This is a genomic window from Flavobacterium humidisoli, assembly GCF_023272795.1.
In the GTDB taxonomy this organism is placed as follows: domain Bacteria; phylum Bacteroidota; class Bacteroidia; order Flavobacteriales; family Flavobacteriaceae; genus Flavobacterium; species Flavobacterium humidisoli.
On record NZ_CP096829.1, the window covers coordinates 2,440,958 to 2,459,460 of the forward strand.

13 protein-coding genes and 2 pseudogenes are annotated in these 18,503 nt (G+C 33.1%); 6 read left to right on the top strand and 9 right to left on the bottom strand.

The annotated features are described in order from the left end of the window. Position 1: 1 nt before the first annotated feature. The 5 genes from M0M44_RS10820 to M0M44_RS10840 are packed head-to-tail and all read left to right on the top strand — an operon-like array spanning position 2 to position 5,467. Positions 2-2,779: an OmpA family protein gene (locus M0M44_RS10820; RefSeq protein ID WP_248729757.1), complete on the top strand. Its 2,778-nt coding sequence runs from the start codon at positions 2-4 to the stop codon at positions 2,777-2,779. 4 nt (positions 2,780-2,783) lie between these two features. Beyond that, complete coding sequence (locus M0M44_RS10825) at positions 2,784-3,392, top strand: hypothetical protein (RefSeq protein WP_248729758.1); 609 nt, start codon at positions 2,784-2,786, stop codon at positions 3,390-3,392. Positions 3,393-3,404: 12 nt separating this feature from the next. After that, positions 3,405-4,016 carry a hypothetical protein gene (locus tag M0M44_RS10830; protein ID WP_248729759.1) on the top strand — a complete coding sequence of 204 codons (612 nt, stop codon included), beginning with the start codon at positions 3,405-3,407 and terminating at the stop codon, positions 4,014-4,016. Between the two features lie 6 nt (positions 4,017-4,022). Beyond that, entirely contained in the window at positions 4,023-4,691 is a 669-nt protein-coding gene (locus M0M44_RS10835; protein WP_248729760.1) for a hypothetical protein, read from the top strand. A 2-nt stretch (positions 4,692-4,693) separates the two neighbouring features. After that, positions 4,694-5,467, top strand: coding sequence for a hypothetical protein (locus tag M0M44_RS10840; RefSeq protein ID WP_248729761.1), 774 nt, complete (start codon positions 4,694-4,696; stop codon positions 5,465-5,467). Positions 5,468-5,773: 306 nt separating this feature from the next. Here M0M44_RS10840 and M0M44_RS10845 read toward each other — a convergent pair whose 3' ends face one another. The 3 genes from M0M44_RS10845 to M0M44_RS10855 all read right to left on the bottom strand — a co-directional run bounded on the left by M0M44_RS10845 (position 5,774) and on the right by M0M44_RS10855 (position 9,363). Continuing rightward, a complete protein-coding gene (locus M0M44_RS10845) occupies positions 5,774-6,667 on the bottom strand; it encodes a site-specific integrase (RefSeq protein ID WP_248729762.1) in 894 nt (297 codons plus the stop codon). An 874-nt stretch (positions 6,668-7,541) separates the two neighbouring features. Beyond that, positions 7,542-8,978, bottom strand: coding sequence for an ATP-binding protein (locus tag M0M44_RS10850; protein ID WP_248729763.1), 1,437 nt, complete (start codon positions 8,976-8,978; stop codon positions 7,542-7,544). Beyond that, a complete protein-coding gene (locus M0M44_RS10855) occupies positions 8,941-9,363 on the bottom strand; it encodes an AlbA family DNA-binding domain-containing protein (protein WP_248729764.1) in 423 nt (140 codons plus the stop codon). Before M0M44_RS10855 ends, M0M44_RS10850 begins: the two co-directional genes overlap by 38 nt. 1,130 nt (positions 9,364-10,493) lie before the next feature. Here M0M44_RS10855 and M0M44_RS10860 point away from each other — a divergent pair. Beyond that, positions 10,494-11,078: pseudogene (locus M0M44_RS10860) on the top strand (metallophosphoesterase); the annotation flags it as partial. Positions 11,079-11,140: 62 nt separating this feature from the next. Here M0M44_RS10860 and M0M44_RS10865 read toward each other — a convergent pair. From M0M44_RS10865 to M0M44_RS10895, 6 genes and pseudogenes are all read right to left on the bottom strand, one after another. Next, on the bottom strand, positions 11,141-12,217 hold the full coding sequence (locus M0M44_RS10865) for a nucleotidyl transferase AbiEii/AbiGii toxin family protein (RefSeq protein WP_248729766.1): 1,077 nt from the start codon (positions 12,215-12,217) through the stop codon (positions 11,141-11,143). Continuing rightward, positions 12,166-12,783, bottom strand: coding sequence for a DUF6088 family protein (locus M0M44_RS10870; protein ID WP_248729767.1), 618 nt, complete (start codon positions 12,781-12,783; stop codon positions 12,166-12,168). The genes M0M44_RS10865 and M0M44_RS10870 overlap by 52 nt, the downstream gene beginning before the upstream one ends. 1,855 nt (positions 12,784-14,638) lie before the next feature. Beyond that, entirely contained in the window at positions 14,639-15,208 is a 570-nt protein-coding gene (locus tag M0M44_RS10875; protein WP_248729768.1) for an alpha/beta fold hydrolase, read from the bottom strand. A 3-nt stretch (positions 15,209-15,211) separates the two neighbouring features. Continuing rightward, complete coding sequence (locus M0M44_RS10880) at positions 15,212-15,547, bottom strand: alpha/beta fold hydrolase (RefSeq protein ID WP_248729769.1); 336 nt, start codon at positions 15,545-15,547, stop codon at positions 15,212-15,214. 10 nt (positions 15,548-15,557) lie between these two features. Further along, a pseudogene (locus tag M0M44_RS23875) lies at positions 15,558-17,296 on the bottom strand (amidohydrolase). A 39-nt stretch (positions 17,297-17,335) separates the two neighbouring features. Further along, positions 17,336-18,457 (bottom strand): DUF1214 domain-containing protein, encoded by a 1,122-nt coding sequence (locus M0M44_RS10895; protein ID WP_248729772.1) that lies wholly within the window; start codon positions 18,455-18,457, stop codon positions 17,336-17,338. Between the last annotated feature and the right edge of the window lie 46 nt (positions 18,458-18,503).

Sequence of the window (18,503 nt, forward strand, 5' to 3'; positions counted from 1 at the left end):
AATGGCAAAAGGCGTTAAAAAAATAAAGTGGACAGGAAAAGGTAAAGTAATAGCCAATAAGTCTATCCCAAATAAAAAAGTGACTATTGATGCAGATCAGATTGTTTCTTTTGAAGTAGAGTCTTGGTATAATCAAACAACTGAGGAAGAAAAGAAAAAGAACATAACTTGGATCTTGCAGGATCGAAAAAAACAAACCATTATTATTCAAAAAGTACAGTCTGCAAACCTTCCTAAAGAGATTAGTATCCCTAAAGAATTATGTGGCCCTTTTCAATATTATCTTGAAGCAAGTCTAGGAGGCAAAAGAGATTTTCATAATGAAACTGGTCTCTACATAAGTGGATATGCTCCTGCAAAATTAATCAGTAGTAAATGGTCACAGGTTTATGATGGAAAAGACATTCGTAAAACTTATTGTTTTTCTTATGGCGAAAAAGTTTACTTAAATCTAAAGACAGAAGGTCTAAATGGTCACCAAAACTTACAGATCTTAATTTTTAGACATCTTAATTTTCAAACAGATCCTGCGGTTTTTAAGTATACAAATGTACTTGTAATTGATGGGGAAATAAATCTGGAAATAACCAGCACTTTTAATTGGTACACTGCAATTAAGGACATAAAACAAACCGAAGAATTTTATGTGAAAATTTATGACCCTACTGCTAAGGTTTATATTACTGACGAAAAAGGCTTAACAGATCATGCTACATTTTTAAGAATTAACAAAAAAATTGTTTCTAAAGAAATAAAACCTCCAACAAATTTATCTCCATTAAAAACTGGAGAACCAGATAAAGATGAAGCTAGATTTGAACTTTGTAAGTTTGAAACAATTTCTATAACAGAGCCTAAGGCGACTACCAAATTATTTCATAACGGTCAAAATTTAAGCAAAGTAACAAACCCAAAAACACCAATTTCAAAAACCATTTTATTCGAATTTGAAAAACATGAAATTACAGCAGAAGCCAAAACAATTCTAAACAATGTTTTACAGTATCTGCTGCAATCACATTATTCAACAATTAAAATTGATGGTCACGCATGTGTCATTGGCAAGGAACAATATAATCAAAAACTATCCCAGCAAAGAAGTGATGCTGTAAAAAAACTTTTTGTTGATGGCGGTCTGGATTCACGTCGTATTATTTCTTTAGGCCGTGGCGAAGTAAACCCAACCGATGATAAAAAAGGAAGAGATAATATAAAATACAAAAATGAGAAAGAATATATTGAAAATCGCCGTGTCGACATTTCGTTTGACTCTCTTGGTCACGATGCCCAAACCATTGTGTATGAAACTATTGTCCCTAGCCATAGCCAAAATATTACTATTGACGTTACCGAATATCAAAACAAAGCCTGTTTTAGAGAATTAGGAAAACACAAAAAAAATATCAAGATTAGCTCTCCCGAATATAGCAAAGCAATAGATCAGGTTGCAAATAAATTGGATTTTCCTGTCAGGTCAGATTTGTCATGGATGAATCCTGCCCCATTACAATATATATGGCCAAGATATAACATAACGCATGTTTTAAATGCTGAAAAAAGTATGGATTCAGCAAATAACTATTTTATTGATGTTCATTCTTGTAGGTACTATTCAAATGATGCTAATCATACTATTCAGATAAAAGCCTACCCAGATATAAAATGGTCGCTTAATTTCTTTTTAAATCTAACTAATGATTTAAGTGTTAAATGGGCTAATCAATCAGATTATAAATTAAAAGAATTGCAAAGTAAAGCAGGGAAAATTGGTGCTGAAAGAAGATGGAAACAAAAAGAAGCATCAATTGGTTTTAGTTTACAGGCAAAATGGGATAATAATCAGCAAAGTAAAGAATTAAAGGACGATTATGATATTAAATTCAAAAAATTATATAATGTATTTAATTCACTAGGTGCCTTAGCTGATGGAATTACAAATAAAACTAAAGGATCTATTCGTTCTATTACACCTACAGGCCTCCCTGTAAGCTTTGCTGTAAAACCACCCAACTTATCCTTTACTGGGGATTGGTTTTTAAGCCACCCTAAAAATAATAACTTAATAGTTGGTACGGATGTTAAATTAGTATTAGAAGCATCTCCTTTAATTGGGTTAGAAATTACGATAGATTTATTGGGTGCAGCAGTTTTTATAGCTGGCGAAATTGTAAGTATGGGAACAGCAGGACCTCAAGCTTTACGATTATATAATGAAATTCAAACAAAATTAAAGCAGGGGATCAATTTCGGCAATGATAAAGCGGGTGTCAAAACCTCTGTTGATATTTATATGGATTTAATAATTACGGGAACAATAAGTACGAAATCAGAATTTAGATTTAATACTTCTGGCAAGGCTAAGGATTCCAATTTTAAATTAGCTTCAGAAGCCAAATTAAAAACAGAACTGAAAGTAGGAATAAAAATAAAGGGCGAAGCGGTCATTGCGGTTGTTAAGGTAAACGCCTATTTTGAAGCTTCAGGAGCAGGGACTGCCTCTGTTACTTTTGGACATGGAATAATTTACGATGATAAAGGATTGTATTACCAACCAAAACTTGGTTTTGATGGTCTAGACATCACATATGTTGTGAAAGTAAGTGCTAGTTTAGCAATAAAAATAGCAAAAGAAGGAGTCAAAATTGACGAAAAAAAAGAAGGAAAACACACTTTTGCAGAGGGAAAATTCATTGGTTTTATTCCTCCGTTTGATGTTATAAAAGAATTAGAAGAATTATTCGATATGACTGCAAATATTCCATTAATTAAAAACAATTAAAAAAATGAAAAAAATATTCATCTTATTATTTATGTGTACAACATTTATTTCTTGCAATTCGCAGACAGATTTAGAAACATTAAAATTTGACAAACCAATTTCTGAAGATATTAAAAAGATCAAAGATGTTGAAAAAGATGATAATGGAAACTATGGACTAAAATCTTATAGAACCAATCAACTAGATTATTTTAAGTTTGGCGAGGTTAATTTCTCTAAATACGCTGTGCCTAACGGCTACGATGACGCATACAGTGATATTTATATGCATGTAGACAATTTTGAGCAAAATAATTATTTAGGTTTTAGCATGTATATAACAAATGATCAAGAAGGTACTGCTTTGCTAAATTATTTAAAAAAAAGGTTTGGTAAGCCTGAAGAAAGAAGTACTGGATTAGAAAATGGCATTGCTTTCGTTTGGGAACTAAAAGAATCCAAACAATGGGTTTTATTGGAGCAAAATACTGAAAACACAAGAGACCATAAAAAATATTTAAGAACTCAAGTTACAATTGTAAAACAAGGAACTAGAATGTTAAACTCAAAAAATCCCGAATGGATTACTATTTTGGAAAACTTTAAAGGGTCAAGTACTCCAAAAGATAAATAATTTCTATAAAAATTGAAGAAACTAATATTATTATTTACAATTAGCTTGATGGTAACTTCATGCAATTCTCAAACTAATTTAGAGGCATTGAAGTATGACGAACCCTTTTTGGAAATTATAAAAAACACAAAAGAATTAGGAAAAGACCAAGATGTAATCTATGGTCTAAAGTCATATAGAACAGATAATCTCAAAGATTTTAAATTTGGTGATGTTTCTTTTTCTAAGTATGTTATGCCAAATGCTTATAATGCAGATTATAACGATTTATATATCCACGTTGATAATTATGAAAACAACAACTTTATAGGTTTTACTGCTGAGCTTGTAAATAAAGAAGAAGGTGAAAAATTATTTCTCTATTTAAAACAAAAATATGGCAATCCGGAATTTTGTCAACCACGCGAAGGATATAAATATCAAAAAGGCGAAGGCAATTACATTTGGGATAATAATAATAATTTAGATTATTGGATTTTACTCTCACAAACTCCTAGATTAAAAAAAGATGGAAGCAAATTTATTTATAGCAGATGTGTCATCATAAAAAAAGGAACTCGTGTAGAAAATTCATCAGACAAAAAAGTCTTTACTGTTTTAGAGAGCTTTAAAATGAGTAATTAAAAAATTATGAAATTAGCCATATTAATTTTGATTACTTTAATGATCACATCATGCAACTCTCAAACAGATTTAGAAACATTAAAATTTGAAGATAAACTATTAAATCTTGATAATTTAGAAAAAGATTATAGCATTTATGTCCCTTTGGAAGGAATTTATAAAGTAAAAGACATTGATAAATTTAAGTATTCTAATATTGTCATTGGCTCAGATAGTATAAAATTTAAAAACGAATTAATTGTTTACAAAAATTCATTAAACCTAATAGTTAATTCTTACGACAATAATCAATATTTGGGTTTTGAACTAGAATTAATAAACGAAAAGACAGGTGATAAATTTTTAAACTTTTTGATTAAAAAACATGGTAAACCGCTAAAAGAATATAAATACTTGAAAAATGAATATAAAGACATTGATTACTTATGGCAAAATAAATCTACCAATGAAATTATATTATTTCAAAAATATAATGAAACTTCCCACACATCTTTAGATGGGAACAAAAATGCTGTTTTAAGTAAAACAAGAGTTATAATTGTGAAAGATGGGCTATCAGCAAAACCAAATGAAAATGACCCTAGAAATACTCCAGAAAAGATAAAAGCTGTTTTAGACTCAAATCCTAAAGCTTTTGAATTAATTGAAATTTTTAAAAATTCTATTATAAATTAATTATGAATCAAATATATTACGAATTAAATTGCAGTGCTTTAATGTGCTATTTTGAAGTACGCATAAATGATGTATGCGTTTTTTCTTTAAATGTAGATGGCCAAGCCTCAATGGATATTCCAATAAACAGTGGAATATTAGAGAAAGGAGAACAAGATATAGAAATCAGAGTTTTACCATTATCTGGGGGCAAGGAACTTCATAAAGAAGCTTATGTACGATATAAAGTTATAGAATATGATGTAAGTTCTGGAGATTTTAAATTTATACAGCAATTTGAGAATTTTCAAACAGCTCCTGTTCAGAAAAATATTCCTTTTCTCATACACAAAAGTATCTTTATAGCAAATGTATCTTATAAACTAGATGCATGGCAAAATGGTGTAAATTTAAAAGATGTTAGTTTTGATTTGAAAGAAGCTTTAATAAAAGAAGGTAACAAGCTTGTTGATATGCTGAACAATAAAAACTACAAACTTTTTATTGATAAACTATCAAAAAAAGAAAAAAATGCAGCAATTGTGATGTACTTAAACGCATCAGAATCTAAAAGCAGAATTTCAAAAATAACAGATGAAATTGAGGATGGCTTTAAAGCCGTACCTATCAAAAATGATGTATATATTGAATACTCTGCCTATAACAAATTAGCAACATTAAAAAGATTAAACAGAATGCCTGCCTTATATCTTGAAAATTCACAAACGAATGAAGAAATTGTTTTGGACATACGGTTTTGTGGTTTTCCAGGAAAAGATGAATTTGAAATTTTTTAGAAACAATTGTTAATTCTCCTTACGCAGCAAAGGTTGCCAAACAACTATATCAATACTATTGGCGAAAGCTAGTTTTTGGTTAAGAACAAAATTCTATAAATTACGTATCTGCTTTTTCTTAAAAAACTTGCAACAACACATCTAAAAAAGTAATTGAAAAATCAAACTTGATTTAAATTTAATTTTTTCAAATCATTTTGAAAATGGTTCGAGAATTGTCCCGTTAAGGCTATCAAATGGTCCGACATTAAAATGATATGAAATGAGAAAGCAGAGGATTTCAAATTTTGAAATCCTCTGCTTTTCTTACGAAACTTTTTCTTCATATTTAGATTTGACCATATTCATATCGTCCATTATATTCGCATCTAGGACTTTCGCATAGTGCTGGGTTTGCTTGATATTTGTGTGGCCCATCATCGCTGAAACATTTTCAAGTCTGACTCCGTTGCCAAGAGTTACTGTAGTTGCAAAAGTATGTCTTGAAACATACCATGTGAGGTACTTGGTTATTCCGCAGAGATCCGCAATTTCCTTTAAATAAGCATTCATTTTTTGATTTGAAATGCTTGGCAGCAATCCTGGCTGCTTCCCTTTGTACTTCTGAATGATTTTTTCGACGGGCGGCAGAACTGGAACATTTTCTTTAATTGATGTTTTCGTTCTATTTGATATAATCCACTGGTTACCATTATTGTCTTTTGAAATGTTTTTTTTTGAAAGCTTTAAAGCGTCAGTTGGAGCATATCCGGTATAACAGCTGAACAGGAAAATATCTTTGACCCTGTCGAGTCTTTCAATAAAGAAGACTTTTTTCTCGAGGGCATCAAGTTCGCACTGTGTTAGAAATACTGCATCTTTAACGCTGAGCTTTCCATCATAAACATTAAAGGGATTTTTTTGGATTAGATCCATTCTGATAGCATAATTAAAGGCTGTTTTATACATCTTAATATATTTTACCACTGAATTGTTTTTTATTCCAACATGGCCCTTAAAACAGCTTTCGTATTTAAGGAATTCCTCAAGATTGTATATAAATGAACTTGAAATTTCATCAGCAGGAATATCTTCTATGCCGTATTGTTTTACCATAAAGTTCGAAATTAGCTCAGTGCTTCGTTTGTATTTCTGCAGTGAAGCTGACGCTCTTTCGCCGGCATCCACTTTTTTTCTGAAAAATTTATTATGGCGCTCCATAATTTGAAGCAGTGTGGTTTTCTTTGTCTGTAACTTTGATTTTCCTGAAAGTTCTGCTTTAAGTATTTCTAATGGAACATCTGGATCGACATTAAAAAGGATATTGAATTTCTTTTCGACAGTTAGGCGGTAAATATCGAGATAGTTTTTAAGAACCTTTTCCTTTTCTGTCCTCAGAAGAATTCTTAATTTGTTTGTGTAGTCCCATCTCTCCTTAGAAATGGTCTTTCCGGTACTTAAGGAAATTCTTTTTTGTTGAATGTAATACGTGCAAATATTGAAAACTCTCCATTCTTATCTGCCTTTTCTGATTTCAGGTAAAAAATTACTTTTAACATGCTTTCTAGTTTTTAAATTAATACTCAAATTGATTTAAAAATTTCGAAACACACCTTTGTTTTCGGGGAATACCGAGAGAATTCCCTTTGATTTAGTACACTTTTTTTATGGTCAAAACCCACCAAAATAAAAGTGTACTAATAAGTGTACCACGCTTTGCAATAACATGTGATTTTTGACGATTGCCAAAAAATGAAAAACCCTTTAAATACTTGTATTTAAAGGGTTTTAACTTTTAAAGTTTCTTTTTGAAACTCCATTCAGCGGAGAAAGAGGGATTCGAACCTAAGCTCCGCATCCCGCTCTTATACTGCATTTTCCGATATTTTTTACTTGTTGCGCCACGATTCTGCCACGAACTTTAAAATATACTAAATTAAGATGTAACGTCTTGTTTTTTAGTAGGTTGTAATTCTGTTTTTTGTTATGTGGCAAAAATAGACTTTTTTATGTTATAAGCAACATTTTAGAATTTTTATATTTCATTTAAAAGGTATTTTGACATATTTTAACTTAAATATGGATAATATTTATATTAAATAGCTTTGTAAGCCTGGTCGGGATGATTTGGCATGTCAATTATTGTATGCTGTAATCTGCCTTCATCTTTCATTGGCAAGATATAATTTCTATAAATGTAATTTTCATTTCTATTAAGTATTAGAGCTATCTGTTTTGTGGAGTAGCTTTTAAAACTGCATATTTTATAAATTATATCTTTTATTTTATTTTGATCATTTTCTCTAACTCCTAGGTTGGATATTTGTTCTCTTATGTCAGAAGGTAGCTCCTGTGTTAGATCATAGGGTTCTGTTGTAAGATCATCAGCTTCTGTGTTAAGATCATTAGGTTCTGTGTTAGCAACATCATCTTCTGTGTTAAGAACTCCACCAGTAGTATAATATGTAGATCTTCCTTTTCCTTTTTGTTCAATAAGACCTTTATCTCGGAGACTTCTTAATTCATTACTTGCTTTTAATACATCACATGCATTTAATTGTCGATATGTTGAATTATCAATGGCACCAGCTTCTCGAATGAAAATTAATCCTTTTTTCTGTTCAGTATTTAACTCATATTCAGCAAAAGTATTTAGCCATTGAAGGTCACTTTCATTAAGAAAATGATGCAGTAAAAGACGAGTGGTAAATAAATTTGCGGTGTGGTCACTTTCAAATGTTGGTGGTGCTAGGGAGGATTTTTCCATTAAAATTCTCATTGTCCTTATACCGCTCCCTTTTGTTTCTGCAAGATTGGTTTCGTGAAAAATGGATGCAATAAATGGATTTCTGTTTTTAGAACCTGGTTCGCCTAACTGCTCTTCTGGCTTTAATGAAAATCCTGGATTTTTAATTTCTAGTCTATTGCCATAACGAATAATTTGTATAGGCTGATTTTCTCTATAAGTTCTATGTATAAAAGCATTCACAAGTGCTTCACGCAGAACTTTAGAAGGCAGGCCAATAGCAGAAGCCTGCAACTCTCCATCACCCAAAAGAAATCCTTTAGGAAGATCATCAGCAATTGCACTAAATACTCTTTGAACCAATTCAATAAGCGGACCTCTCATATCTATTGTTGTAAACCTGTTTTCAGGATCTTCAACCCATTCATTACCTGGTACTCTAATGTAATCTATACGTACCATCGGAAGTAATCTTCTTAGGGCAGGACGTTTTCCAAAAACAAGTAATCCTGTATAGGTTAGTTTCCATTCGTCCTTATCTTTTTTGACACATCCTAAAGATCTTAATAAATCAAAATCAGAATAGTTTAACTCCTCAGCATATTCATTTACTTTTGACCTTAAACTTTTATATAAAGAGATAGCTTCTTCACTTACATCATCAAGACTAGTATCTTTTACAATAATACTATCTAAACTATCTTCTTTATTATAGAATATAAATAGATCATCTTCTGTGCATCGCTGGTCACTTGAACCAATTCTTCTGTAAGCGCCTTGCGGCAAGCCCTTTTTTTTTGAAATAAAGAGGTTTTTGTCCGTCAGGTAATTCTTTTACAAACATTTTTAGGACTAACTTTCCATTGGGCATTTTCTCTATTTCAATTTCTGGTCTAACAGGCTGATTAAATAATGTCGCTGTTTGAGAAGCTATATCTAATTGTAATTTGTCTGGATTTGTAATTCCTTCAACTATATAATTTTGAAATAAGGTGCTTTCGTCTTTAACCACTCCTAAAACTATTAATCCTCCTCCTAATCCCGGCTCATTAGAGAAAGCACAAATAGTTTCCATTATAGATGTGTCAATTTCGCTCCCTCTTTTGGCTTCAATTGTCGTGCACTCGTCCGTAATATTTAAATGTTCTAAGATATCTTTAATAAGCTCCATGAAATAGTTTTAGCAAGTATAAAACAAAAATAATCAACTTTTTGTCAATTCAATTTTTAAAGGTCTTTTTAAATTTTAACTTCCAAAGAATTACTGATCTTATTTAATGTAATGTGTTCGCTATATCTGGCTGTTCATTCTGAATGAACAGCCAGATATAGTGAACAAGGTTAATTGAGACTCTATAATTGGAAAAAATAATTTCGCTAATATGTACTTAAAATAATAGAGCAAGAATTACTTTTAATTATTTAAGTTTTTTGTAAATGTTTAGTAATTAATTAAGTTAAATATGGTAACTGTGACAAAAGACACATATAATATCGATGGCTAAAAGTATTTTAGCATTGTTTAAATCAAATCGGTTTTATGAGGCTAATAACTTACCACCATTATTTTTGATTCCGGAACCCAAACGTATGCAGTATAAAACAATTTAGGAAGCATAAATTATTTAGATGAAAAAAGCTAAGACCTATGAAATTTTTGATAATTTTTTTAAACTCGACCAGAGATTAAATAAAATAGAAAACTTAATACTCATAAATGAGTATCGTAATGATTTATTGTTAGCTGAAAAGTGCAGAAGCACTTACAGTAAAAGTGAGCTTGCAATCCTTTTCTATGTTTTAATGAGGGCATTTTATTTTTTGATTCAAGTGATGCGAAAAAAATCGGATCAGTATTCAGGAATTTCTAAGTGAAAATTTTACATATAAAAATAATGAAGGAGTTCAGAAAAAATAACTACAATAAGCAGACAGTTTTCTGATTGTAAAGGTTATACTTATAAAGAGAAACAGATTAAATTTTTAGATGACTTGATTGGGATAGTGATGGAGCGAAAAAGAAAACTTGAGAACTGGTAAGCTCGGGAGGAAAAAAATATAACATTAACAAATAATTCAATATGACAAAGAAAGAAAAGAGAGAGGCTTTTATAATGAAGATTAAAAATATTATAGATCCTTTAAGGGTAAAACTGTAAGGGATCGATTCAAAAATTAGTAAAGGGAAAACCTTGAGACCTGCCTATTACATAAATGAAGATTTAAAAAAGATATTTGGGCTGTCTAATAATACCATTATAAAATACAGGATAAACATCAGGACTTTTTGATTTCTTATCCGATAATTTCCAGATGACATATTGGATTCGTGGAAATCATGAGTATTATCATTTTGATGCTGTTCTTAAATCAGGAACTTTTTATGAGAAGATTAGAAATAATGTGATCCTTCTAAATAATTATGTGGTAGAGTATGATAATTTAAAATTGGTTTTCTCGACTTTATGGTCCCACATTAGTGAGGTTTCCCGATTGAACATTGAAAGAGGTCTTAGTGATTTTCATGTTGTTAAATACAATGGAGACAGGTTTTCAGCAGATAATTACAATAAACTGTATTTTGAGAATATAGATAATGAATTGGAGATAGTAGATTCTAAAAAATTTATCGTTGCAACTCATCATGTTCCAACTTTTAAAAAATATCCGAAAATGTATAAAAAGAGTCTGTTGAATGAAGCTTTTGCTGTTGAGCTTTCAGAGCTTATTGAGCGGTTCAAGCCAATGTGGTGGATATATGGACACAGCCATTATAATACTAAGGACTTTAAAATTGGAAATACAAATATGGTAACAAACCAGCTGGGATATATTCAGAGAGGTGAAAATGAAAGATTTGCCGCTGATAAGGTTTTTATTGTTTAAAATTTAAGATAGGAAATTTATTTTTTACTAATGGTTTCGAATTTAGATTTGATGTTTTTCTTTTAGTTGTCGTTTTGTGAGTTAAGGCCGTTATCTTTAAAGCGATCATTAAGAACATTTAATCTTTCTTTTAGCATATCATAGCTAAGTGTTGCGCCATAAAACATATTTTCTCTCATTTCTGTATAGTCCTGTCTCCATGCTTCATCCACTTCTGGAGGTGGAAGGAATGATAAAGTAGAATGGGTGTGTCTTTCATAAGATATACCTCTCACTGTGGTGTATTTTTGCCTAAATTCTACAATGGTAAAAAATAGATTTTTATCCTTGACTGCAGAAATTCCGTATTCATTATCCATGACTTTTTCTAGATCATATAAATGTCTGGTCAGCCTACTAAATCTTATTTTATCAACTGGCTTACTAAATTCTTCATGAAGCAGAAAAATTTTCTCAAGAAAAGTTCTGGATGGTAATACTACATTTGCATTAAAAGCAGGGATATTAAAAGATTGTTCAGGGAATGTTTCATCAAGTATGGATGAAATAGGACGCATTTCAGAGGGCTCTCTTAGTGATCTGGCTCCGATTTCGATCAGAACTCTTTGAGGTAAGTAACCTGATCCATGATTAATTACAGGCTTATATATTAGTTCAATTGAGTGCGGGTCGCTTGTGTCATCGATATTTTCATCAGTTTTGAGGCTGAAGAGAGTACTTGGTATTCCAATTTTTAAAAGTTGCGCTTCAAGTTCATTTTTGAAGTCAGCAATGATGAATTGCCCAGAAGCTTTGCGAAGTTTTTTGATCGCAGTTTTAGAAAGTTCTCCTGGGAATTTAAGGAAACTTCTATCTATAGCAAGATCTATATCCTCAGAGAAGCGTTCAATTAAATTGTAAGCTTTACTTAATGAAGTTCCTCCTTTGAATATGAGGTGATCTGAATATTGGGAGGTAAAAATTGCCAGCAGTGTCACAGTGACCCACCAGTCTTTTTCAACAGCATAAGCAGGAAGTCCTTTTTGTGCTGCTGCTTCTGTAAATAAACCTGCTTTTTCTTCATCTGATAATGAAATCCAATTTTTTATCATAACTGCTGGTTTTCTGGTAATGCCTCTTTCATTATTGTTCGGATCCATTCAGGAGCTAATTTAATATCATGACGCAGGCGTTCTGTCTTTTCTTTTTTTAATATTTCAATTACTTTTAATATCTCGTCCTCATTAAGCTGGTCTTTTCCCAATGCCTTAAGGCCTTGAATTACCAGTCCGCTTATTTCTCCAATTGAGGCCAGATTTTTTGTTGCTGTTTTTTTAAAATGTAGCGATCTTTTTCCTATTGCTATTTTTCTGGCAACACCATCTGTAAGATATATAGCATTCATTGGTATCTGTGTAGAAAGTCCAAGAATGTTTAGAGAATATGCACCAGTAGGAATAATACGTGCCCGATCTCGACGCGCTATTGCCTTTGCGATATTCTCAATTGAAGGAGTTATTGTGATTCCAAGGGTTTTGTTTATTTCGGGCCTTGTATAAATACCTCTAGAAACTCTCATGATTTCTTTTTTTTCAGCGAGTCGTTCTAAGGATTTACTGATTGTTTTTGCACTTCCGAAACGAAGAAAATCGTCAGTAAAAAACACAGACCCCCTCTTGGCTTTTTTTATGCGTTCAATTACTTTATTTTCAGTGCTTTCTGTCATTTTTTTAGTGCTGTTTTGTCGCAAATATAGTAAATATTTGCGACAATTATATTGATTTTGTATTCTTATGAATGGAGTGATTTTTTTTTGTAGAATGTACCCTGTAATTTACGTTAAGGTGAAAAGTAATAAATGTATTGGATTTTTAAGCTGGATGGTAAAATTTACGATAGTTCTTCATCACAAAGACGAAGTCTTTGTGATGAAGAACTATCAGTCTCTCAATGGGTACATAAGACGCTTATTGCTTACTTAATTTAAAGGCCTTATTGTTTAAGCAATAAGCGTCTTATGTACCCATTGAGGCAAAGTTAGTCTTTTTTTTTGAGAAAGTCAAGAGTTTGGAGATGTTTTGTTTGGGTTAAATGGTTGATTGTTAGTGTTTTGTTTTGTTTTTTTTAATAAACCTTTGAATATTATAAAGGGAAATAGTATTTACTTTAAAATCGAGATCATAAATTTGGTGCTTCTGCATTTTCTTAATTTTAAGATTCTTTTACTATGTGAATTTAAATTAAATAATTCAGAGTGCTAGAAGTGATTAACTAAATGGCATCGAAATTTTGTTTTTCTACCCATGTTTTCTACCCATATAATTGTAAATTTCTTACCAGTTAGTAAGACGGGCTTTAAATTTTCTTTAATTATGATATAGTCGTTAATTATGTTATCTACCCACCTTTCAAATTTAGAGCGTCTTAATTTAAGAATATCAAAACTGGAAAGTATATTTATTTTTAGCTAACTTATATGAAGTTAAATCATGTTCATTTTTTCGTATTGTTCACGAAACTTGAACTATTAAAAAAAAGTGAACAAATCACAAGATACGAATCTGCTGCCCCCAAATCAGCAAACATATCTGTCTCAACCCGATTCGAACCATACTTCGGAATCGTTGGCTGTAGTTGCTTCAATAGGGGATTGTCATCTGTGCCACGATTCTGCCACAAAATATGTAAAGTGCAATTTTGCGGCGCAGTAAGCTCTATTGCCGATGCGCCACGAATGTGCCGCAAAAGTGTTTATTGTAAATCTCTAAAGTGTATAAAAGAACAGCCCTGCAAATCATTAGATTTGCAGAGCTGTTAATTTTTAAGGCTTTTTCAATAAGTCTATATATTCTAAACTTAAAGCCATCAGCGGAGGAAGAGGCCCCGCAGTCTTTATTCCAATCCCGCTAAATACAGGCATTATCCATCATTTTTCATAACACGTGCACCGATAGGTGCAGTTTATCGTAAAAACAGAAAAACCTTTAAATCGTGAGATCTAAAGGTTTTTGTTTTTTGAAAATTTCTCTCGAAATTTCATCAAGGGGAGAAAGAGGCTCTGTTAACCTTATATTGATCCCAACAATTGCTGGTGTTTTCAGCGTTTTTTTAAACTTGGTACACCCATAGGTGCGGTACAAATTTAACTCTCAATTGTTAAGTAACAAAGATATAAAATTCATGGAATTTGATTTGCTAATAGAAAGGTTTTAATTGTATATCTGTACTACTATATCTTTTGATAAGTTCGCTGAAATTATATTTTATACTATCAATCGGAATATCTTCAAAAGGGCTTATTTCTAATGTCCAAGCATTGTCTTTTTTTATTTCCGTTGACGATGGGAAGAACTTCTTTGCCTTCGATGAATCCCAAAAAAAATATACTAATCTTGTAATTGATTTTTTTGTTTAGAGTACAAGAATATATGTACTAATGAAAATTTGAAACTAAATTAAGTGTAAAAATACATGCTTAGGTATTTTTTATATAATCAATAATTAGGGTGAAGAATCATCTTTTAAAATTCACCTTAACTTTGGTAGAAAACTTAATCGTATTTCCAGTTTTCCTACCTTTACTAATCTTGCTTTGCTGATTTGATCTCGTCAGAGGGAGTGTTAAGTATAAATTCTACCATGAGACGTTTGATGTCATTCCCTTTTTCGTTCAGCATATTATGGCCGCATAACGGCAATCCTACTAACCAGGTTTTAGGTCTCTCTTTGGCTATATTTAAGGCACTTTCAGGCACTGCGACCCGATCTAATAAACAAGTTATAACTAACATTGGCGCAGTACCGCCCGTTGACCACTGTTCTTTTGGTGTGGCATCACTAGACTTAGCCTGTTGTCCGGCCAAGGCTGGAAATTCGCCTTGTGCCTGATCCAGCATTGCCAAATTCTCGTTACCTGGAGCATACATAAGCTGTCCTTGCAATTTAAGCCATTCCTCTTTGCTGATTGAGGGATCCATGTAGCGTTGATACAGCGCCATAGTCTCTGCAGATGGCTGTGCTTCGCCGCCGGCACCAATTAAAATAATGCCCAAAACACGTTCGGGGCGGTCTTGAGAAGCGGTTCTCACCACGCGATTTCCATAAGTTTTTCCAGCTAGGTAAACTTTCTTGAGACCGAGGCCGTCTGCCACTTTCTAAAGATCATCTGCATAATCGTGGAGTGTTAATCCCTCAATTTTTCCAGTACTGGCTCCCAGAGTTCGGTAATTGTAGGTAACAACTTTGATTCCTTTTGATGCAATTGCCTGAGCGAGTTCATCGAGCTGGATTGCCGGCCTGCCATTACCGGCAGCCATAATTAAAGCGGCCGGACCATCACCAAAAACAAAGGTTTCGATTTGAATGCCGTCTGCCTTTATAAGCTTTCTGACCCCGTTTGATTTAATTTTTTGGGAGTATCCAAATGTTATTGTGAAAAAAATAAATAAGGCCAGCAAAGGCTTTAAGAGATTATGATATAAAATTTTCATTTTGCTTTTTTTATTTTTTAAATACCGTTTTTCCTTCTTTGATGGACTCCAATATTTGAATGGTGTTAATATCCATTGGATTAATTTTTAATGGATTTTTATCCAAAATCACCAAATCGGCAAGCTTTCCTTTGGTTAATGTGCCCTTTGAGTTTTCTTCAAAATATTGGATTGCAGCCCATTCTGTCAGGGTCTTCAAGCCTTCATAAGAACTAATTCGTTGGTTTGGTCCCAATATTTTTCCGCTTCTGGTCACTCTGTTTACCGTTGCATCCAATACACGCATTGAATTTGGGAAAGTTACCGGTGCGTCATGATGGGAAGTGGTGATAAGTCCTGCATCTATTGCATCTCTCATTGGAGAGATATAATCGGCTCTTGGATGTCCCAAAACGGATTGGGCATGCCAATCTCCCCAATAAAAAGTGTGCATTGGGAATAATGACGGGATCACTTTTAGGCGGACCAATTCAGGAATTTGATCTTTACGCAATGTCTGTCCATGAATAAGCACTGTTCTGTGATCGGGATAATTGTATTTTTTTTCCGCGAGATCAATTGCTTTTAGATACTGGTCAATTGCAGCATCACCATTGGTATGGCACAATAGCTGCCATTTATTTTTAAAGGCAAGTGACACATAATCGTCCGCCTGTTGATCGGTCATTACGCCTTGTCCTTTATAATCTGCTTTTTCACATGCGGGCGGAATATGGTAAGGGTGGGAGAGCCATGCAGTTTTACCTTGCGGCGAACCATCCAGCGTTAATTTCACACCGCCAATTCGATATTTGCTTTTATATTGATGTTCGGGGCTGTAATAAGGGCTTTTCATAATTTTTTCTACACCCAGCGCAACATCAGGATAGGAAACAATATCTAAATAGAACTTTTTGCTGTTTGCTCCATCTTCCAACTGGGACATCTGCTGTAAAGTAGCTCTGCCTTCTTGTACAGTCAAATAACCATTTTTAGCATATTCAACCAAGGCTTTATCAATAAACATTCTATTGGCCTGTGCATCTCCTTTGCCTAAAATAGGGAATAGAACGGCAAAAAAAGCACCTTCTTCCAATACGCCGTTTGGCGTCCCATCAGCATTTCTACGATATTTTCCACCTACGGGTCTTTGGTGTCCTTATTGATGCCTAATATTTTCATTGCATAGGAGTTAAGCACCCCTAAATGTCCTGATTGATGTACGATAACTACTGGTTCAGTGGTACTTATTTTATCCAAATCAGCAGCTTTTGGGTGGTCCGCTTCTTTGAGCTGGGAATCATCGTAGCCATTTCCTAAAATCCAGCCAAATTTTTTAAGCATCGTTTTACCGTCTGCTGAATTTTTATATTGGTTCACTGCATTGATAATTGAAGCAAAATCGGCACCGGGACCATCCGGAGGCGGCAGTAAATTAGCGACCGATGCGGTAAAACCTACATTTAGAAAATGACTATGGGCATCTAAAAATGCCGGGAGCATCGTTTTTCCTTTCAGATCTACCATAATGTGTCCAGATCCTGCTTGCTTCATGGCTTCTTCTTCCTTGCCTACAAATAGTATTTTTCCGTCTTTAACTACAATCGCCTGGGCATAAGTGGGCTTTTTTCCTTCCATGGTGATGATGTCTCCATTGTAATAAACGGCAGTTTTATTGCCTGAACTTTGATCTGTCAACAGTTTTTCGTCTTTTTTGCAGGAGACCATCAACATTGCAAATGCCAATATTGATAAGATTGAATTTTTCATAAGCTTATTATTTAATTAAAAAAATAAATCATTTGATTTTTATGGTTTTACTTCTACTAATTCCGGGCATTTCCAAGTTCCATTCAAAATTTCTTTGTGAGGCCTGTAGAGTCTAATCATATAATTCCATCCCTTCATGATATATAAAAAATTTGGCTGGTTGGGATCTCCTCCAAAATGTATGGTTACGCTGCCATCAGGATTCTTCTTGGATGTTATCGAATTGAAATTATAGCTATTGTATTTGTTTACTTCATAGTATCCTTTTTCATTGTATAAAGAAACAGACCAAAAAGCATCAACAGGAACATCTTTCAGGGTTAGGGTATAAGCAGTTGCACCATCATCTTTAGGTGGATTTAAATTAAGATAAATAGCATCTTTTTCTGGATTTCCACCGTAACCTCCTGCTGTTCCTAACAGTTGTCGTACTTGGGTTACTTCCCATTCTGTGCCAAAAGCGGCTTTACTGTTAGGTAAATCTTTGGCCAATGCCAAAAGTAAATTACGCGTTTTTGTAAGGCTCTCTTCATCCCAATCGGGAATTTCCAACTTGCCCGTACTTGCCTGTTTGACAACAATGGATTCTTGTATTGCTGTGACTATTTTATTGTCTTCGGGACTATTGGGGTCTGCCAAAGTTCTGACGGTTATATGAATAAATCGAGTGCCAACATTTTCCCTGGTCAAGGTATAATTGCCCGGTTCATAAAATACCCGGATATAGGAATCTTCATTGATAACCATCATCGATACAAAACGCCCTTTGGTGTCGGGTATGGTAATGTTAAGGGGTGAGCTGAGATCAAAAATTCCATAAGAATACCTCGTGTCACGATTGGTACGGATTATGGATTGATGATTAACATCTGCCGGGCCGCTGTTGTGGCATAATTTACCAAAGCACCCGTCATTTGTTCTGATTTTGAAATAGTTATCAGTTTCGGCGCGAACAAAATTATCGATTGTTACTTTTTGTTTTCCATTGGGCAGCGTAATTGGATCAAACAGCTTTTCGGTGTTCTTTTTGGGTGGTTTGCAAAAGGTGTTAATTGTGGGACTCAATTTTTCAATTGTTTTACTTTTATTAGTATTCTGGCTGTAAGCACTAGTGAATAATACTATGCACGATGATAAAAGGATAGATGTTAAGATTTTCATGCTAATTATCTGTTTAATTTATTAAAAATCTGTATGCAAATGATTA

What these genes read in the sequence shown, in the direction of transcription:
- M0M44_RS10880 (WP_248729769.1), bottom strand. Translation starts at nt 15,547, where the DNA reads ATGAAAATTTTATATCATAATCTCTTAAAGCCTTTGCTGGCCTTATTT.
- M0M44_RS10855 (WP_248729764.1), bottom strand. Translation starts at nt 9,363, where the DNA reads ATGGAGCTTATTAAAGATATCTTAGAACATTTAAATATTACGGACGAG.
- M0M44_RS10845 (WP_248729762.1), bottom strand. Translation starts at nt 6,667, where the DNA reads ATGGAGCGCCATAATAAATTTTTCAGAAAAAAAGTGGATGCCGGCGAA.
- M0M44_RS10820 (WP_248729757.1), top strand. Translation starts at nt 2, where the DNA reads ATGGCAAAAGGCGTTAAAAAAATAAAGTGGACAGGAAAAGGTAAAGTA.
- M0M44_RS10895 (WP_248729772.1), bottom strand. Translation starts at nt 18,457, where the DNA reads ATGAAAATCTTAACATCTATCCTTTTATCATCGTGCATAGTATTATTC.
- M0M44_RS10870 (WP_248729767.1), bottom strand. Translation starts at nt 12,783, where the DNA reads ATGACAGAAAGCACTGAAAATAAAGTAATTGAACGCATAAAAAAAGCC.
- M0M44_RS10865 (WP_248729766.1), bottom strand. Translation starts at nt 12,217, where the DNA reads ATGGATCCGAACAATAATGAAAGAGGCATTACCAGAAAACCAGCAGTT.
- M0M44_RS10835 (WP_248729760.1), top strand. Translation starts at nt 4,023, where the DNA reads ATGAAATTAGCCATATTAATTTTGATTACTTTAATGATCACATCATGC.
- M0M44_RS10825 (WP_248729758.1), top strand. Translation starts at nt 2,784, where the DNA reads ATGAAAAAAATATTCATCTTATTATTTATGTGTACAACATTTATTTCT.
- M0M44_RS10840 (WP_248729761.1), top strand. Translation starts at nt 4,694, where the DNA reads ATGAATCAAATATATTACGAATTAAATTGCAGTGCTTTAATGTGCTAT.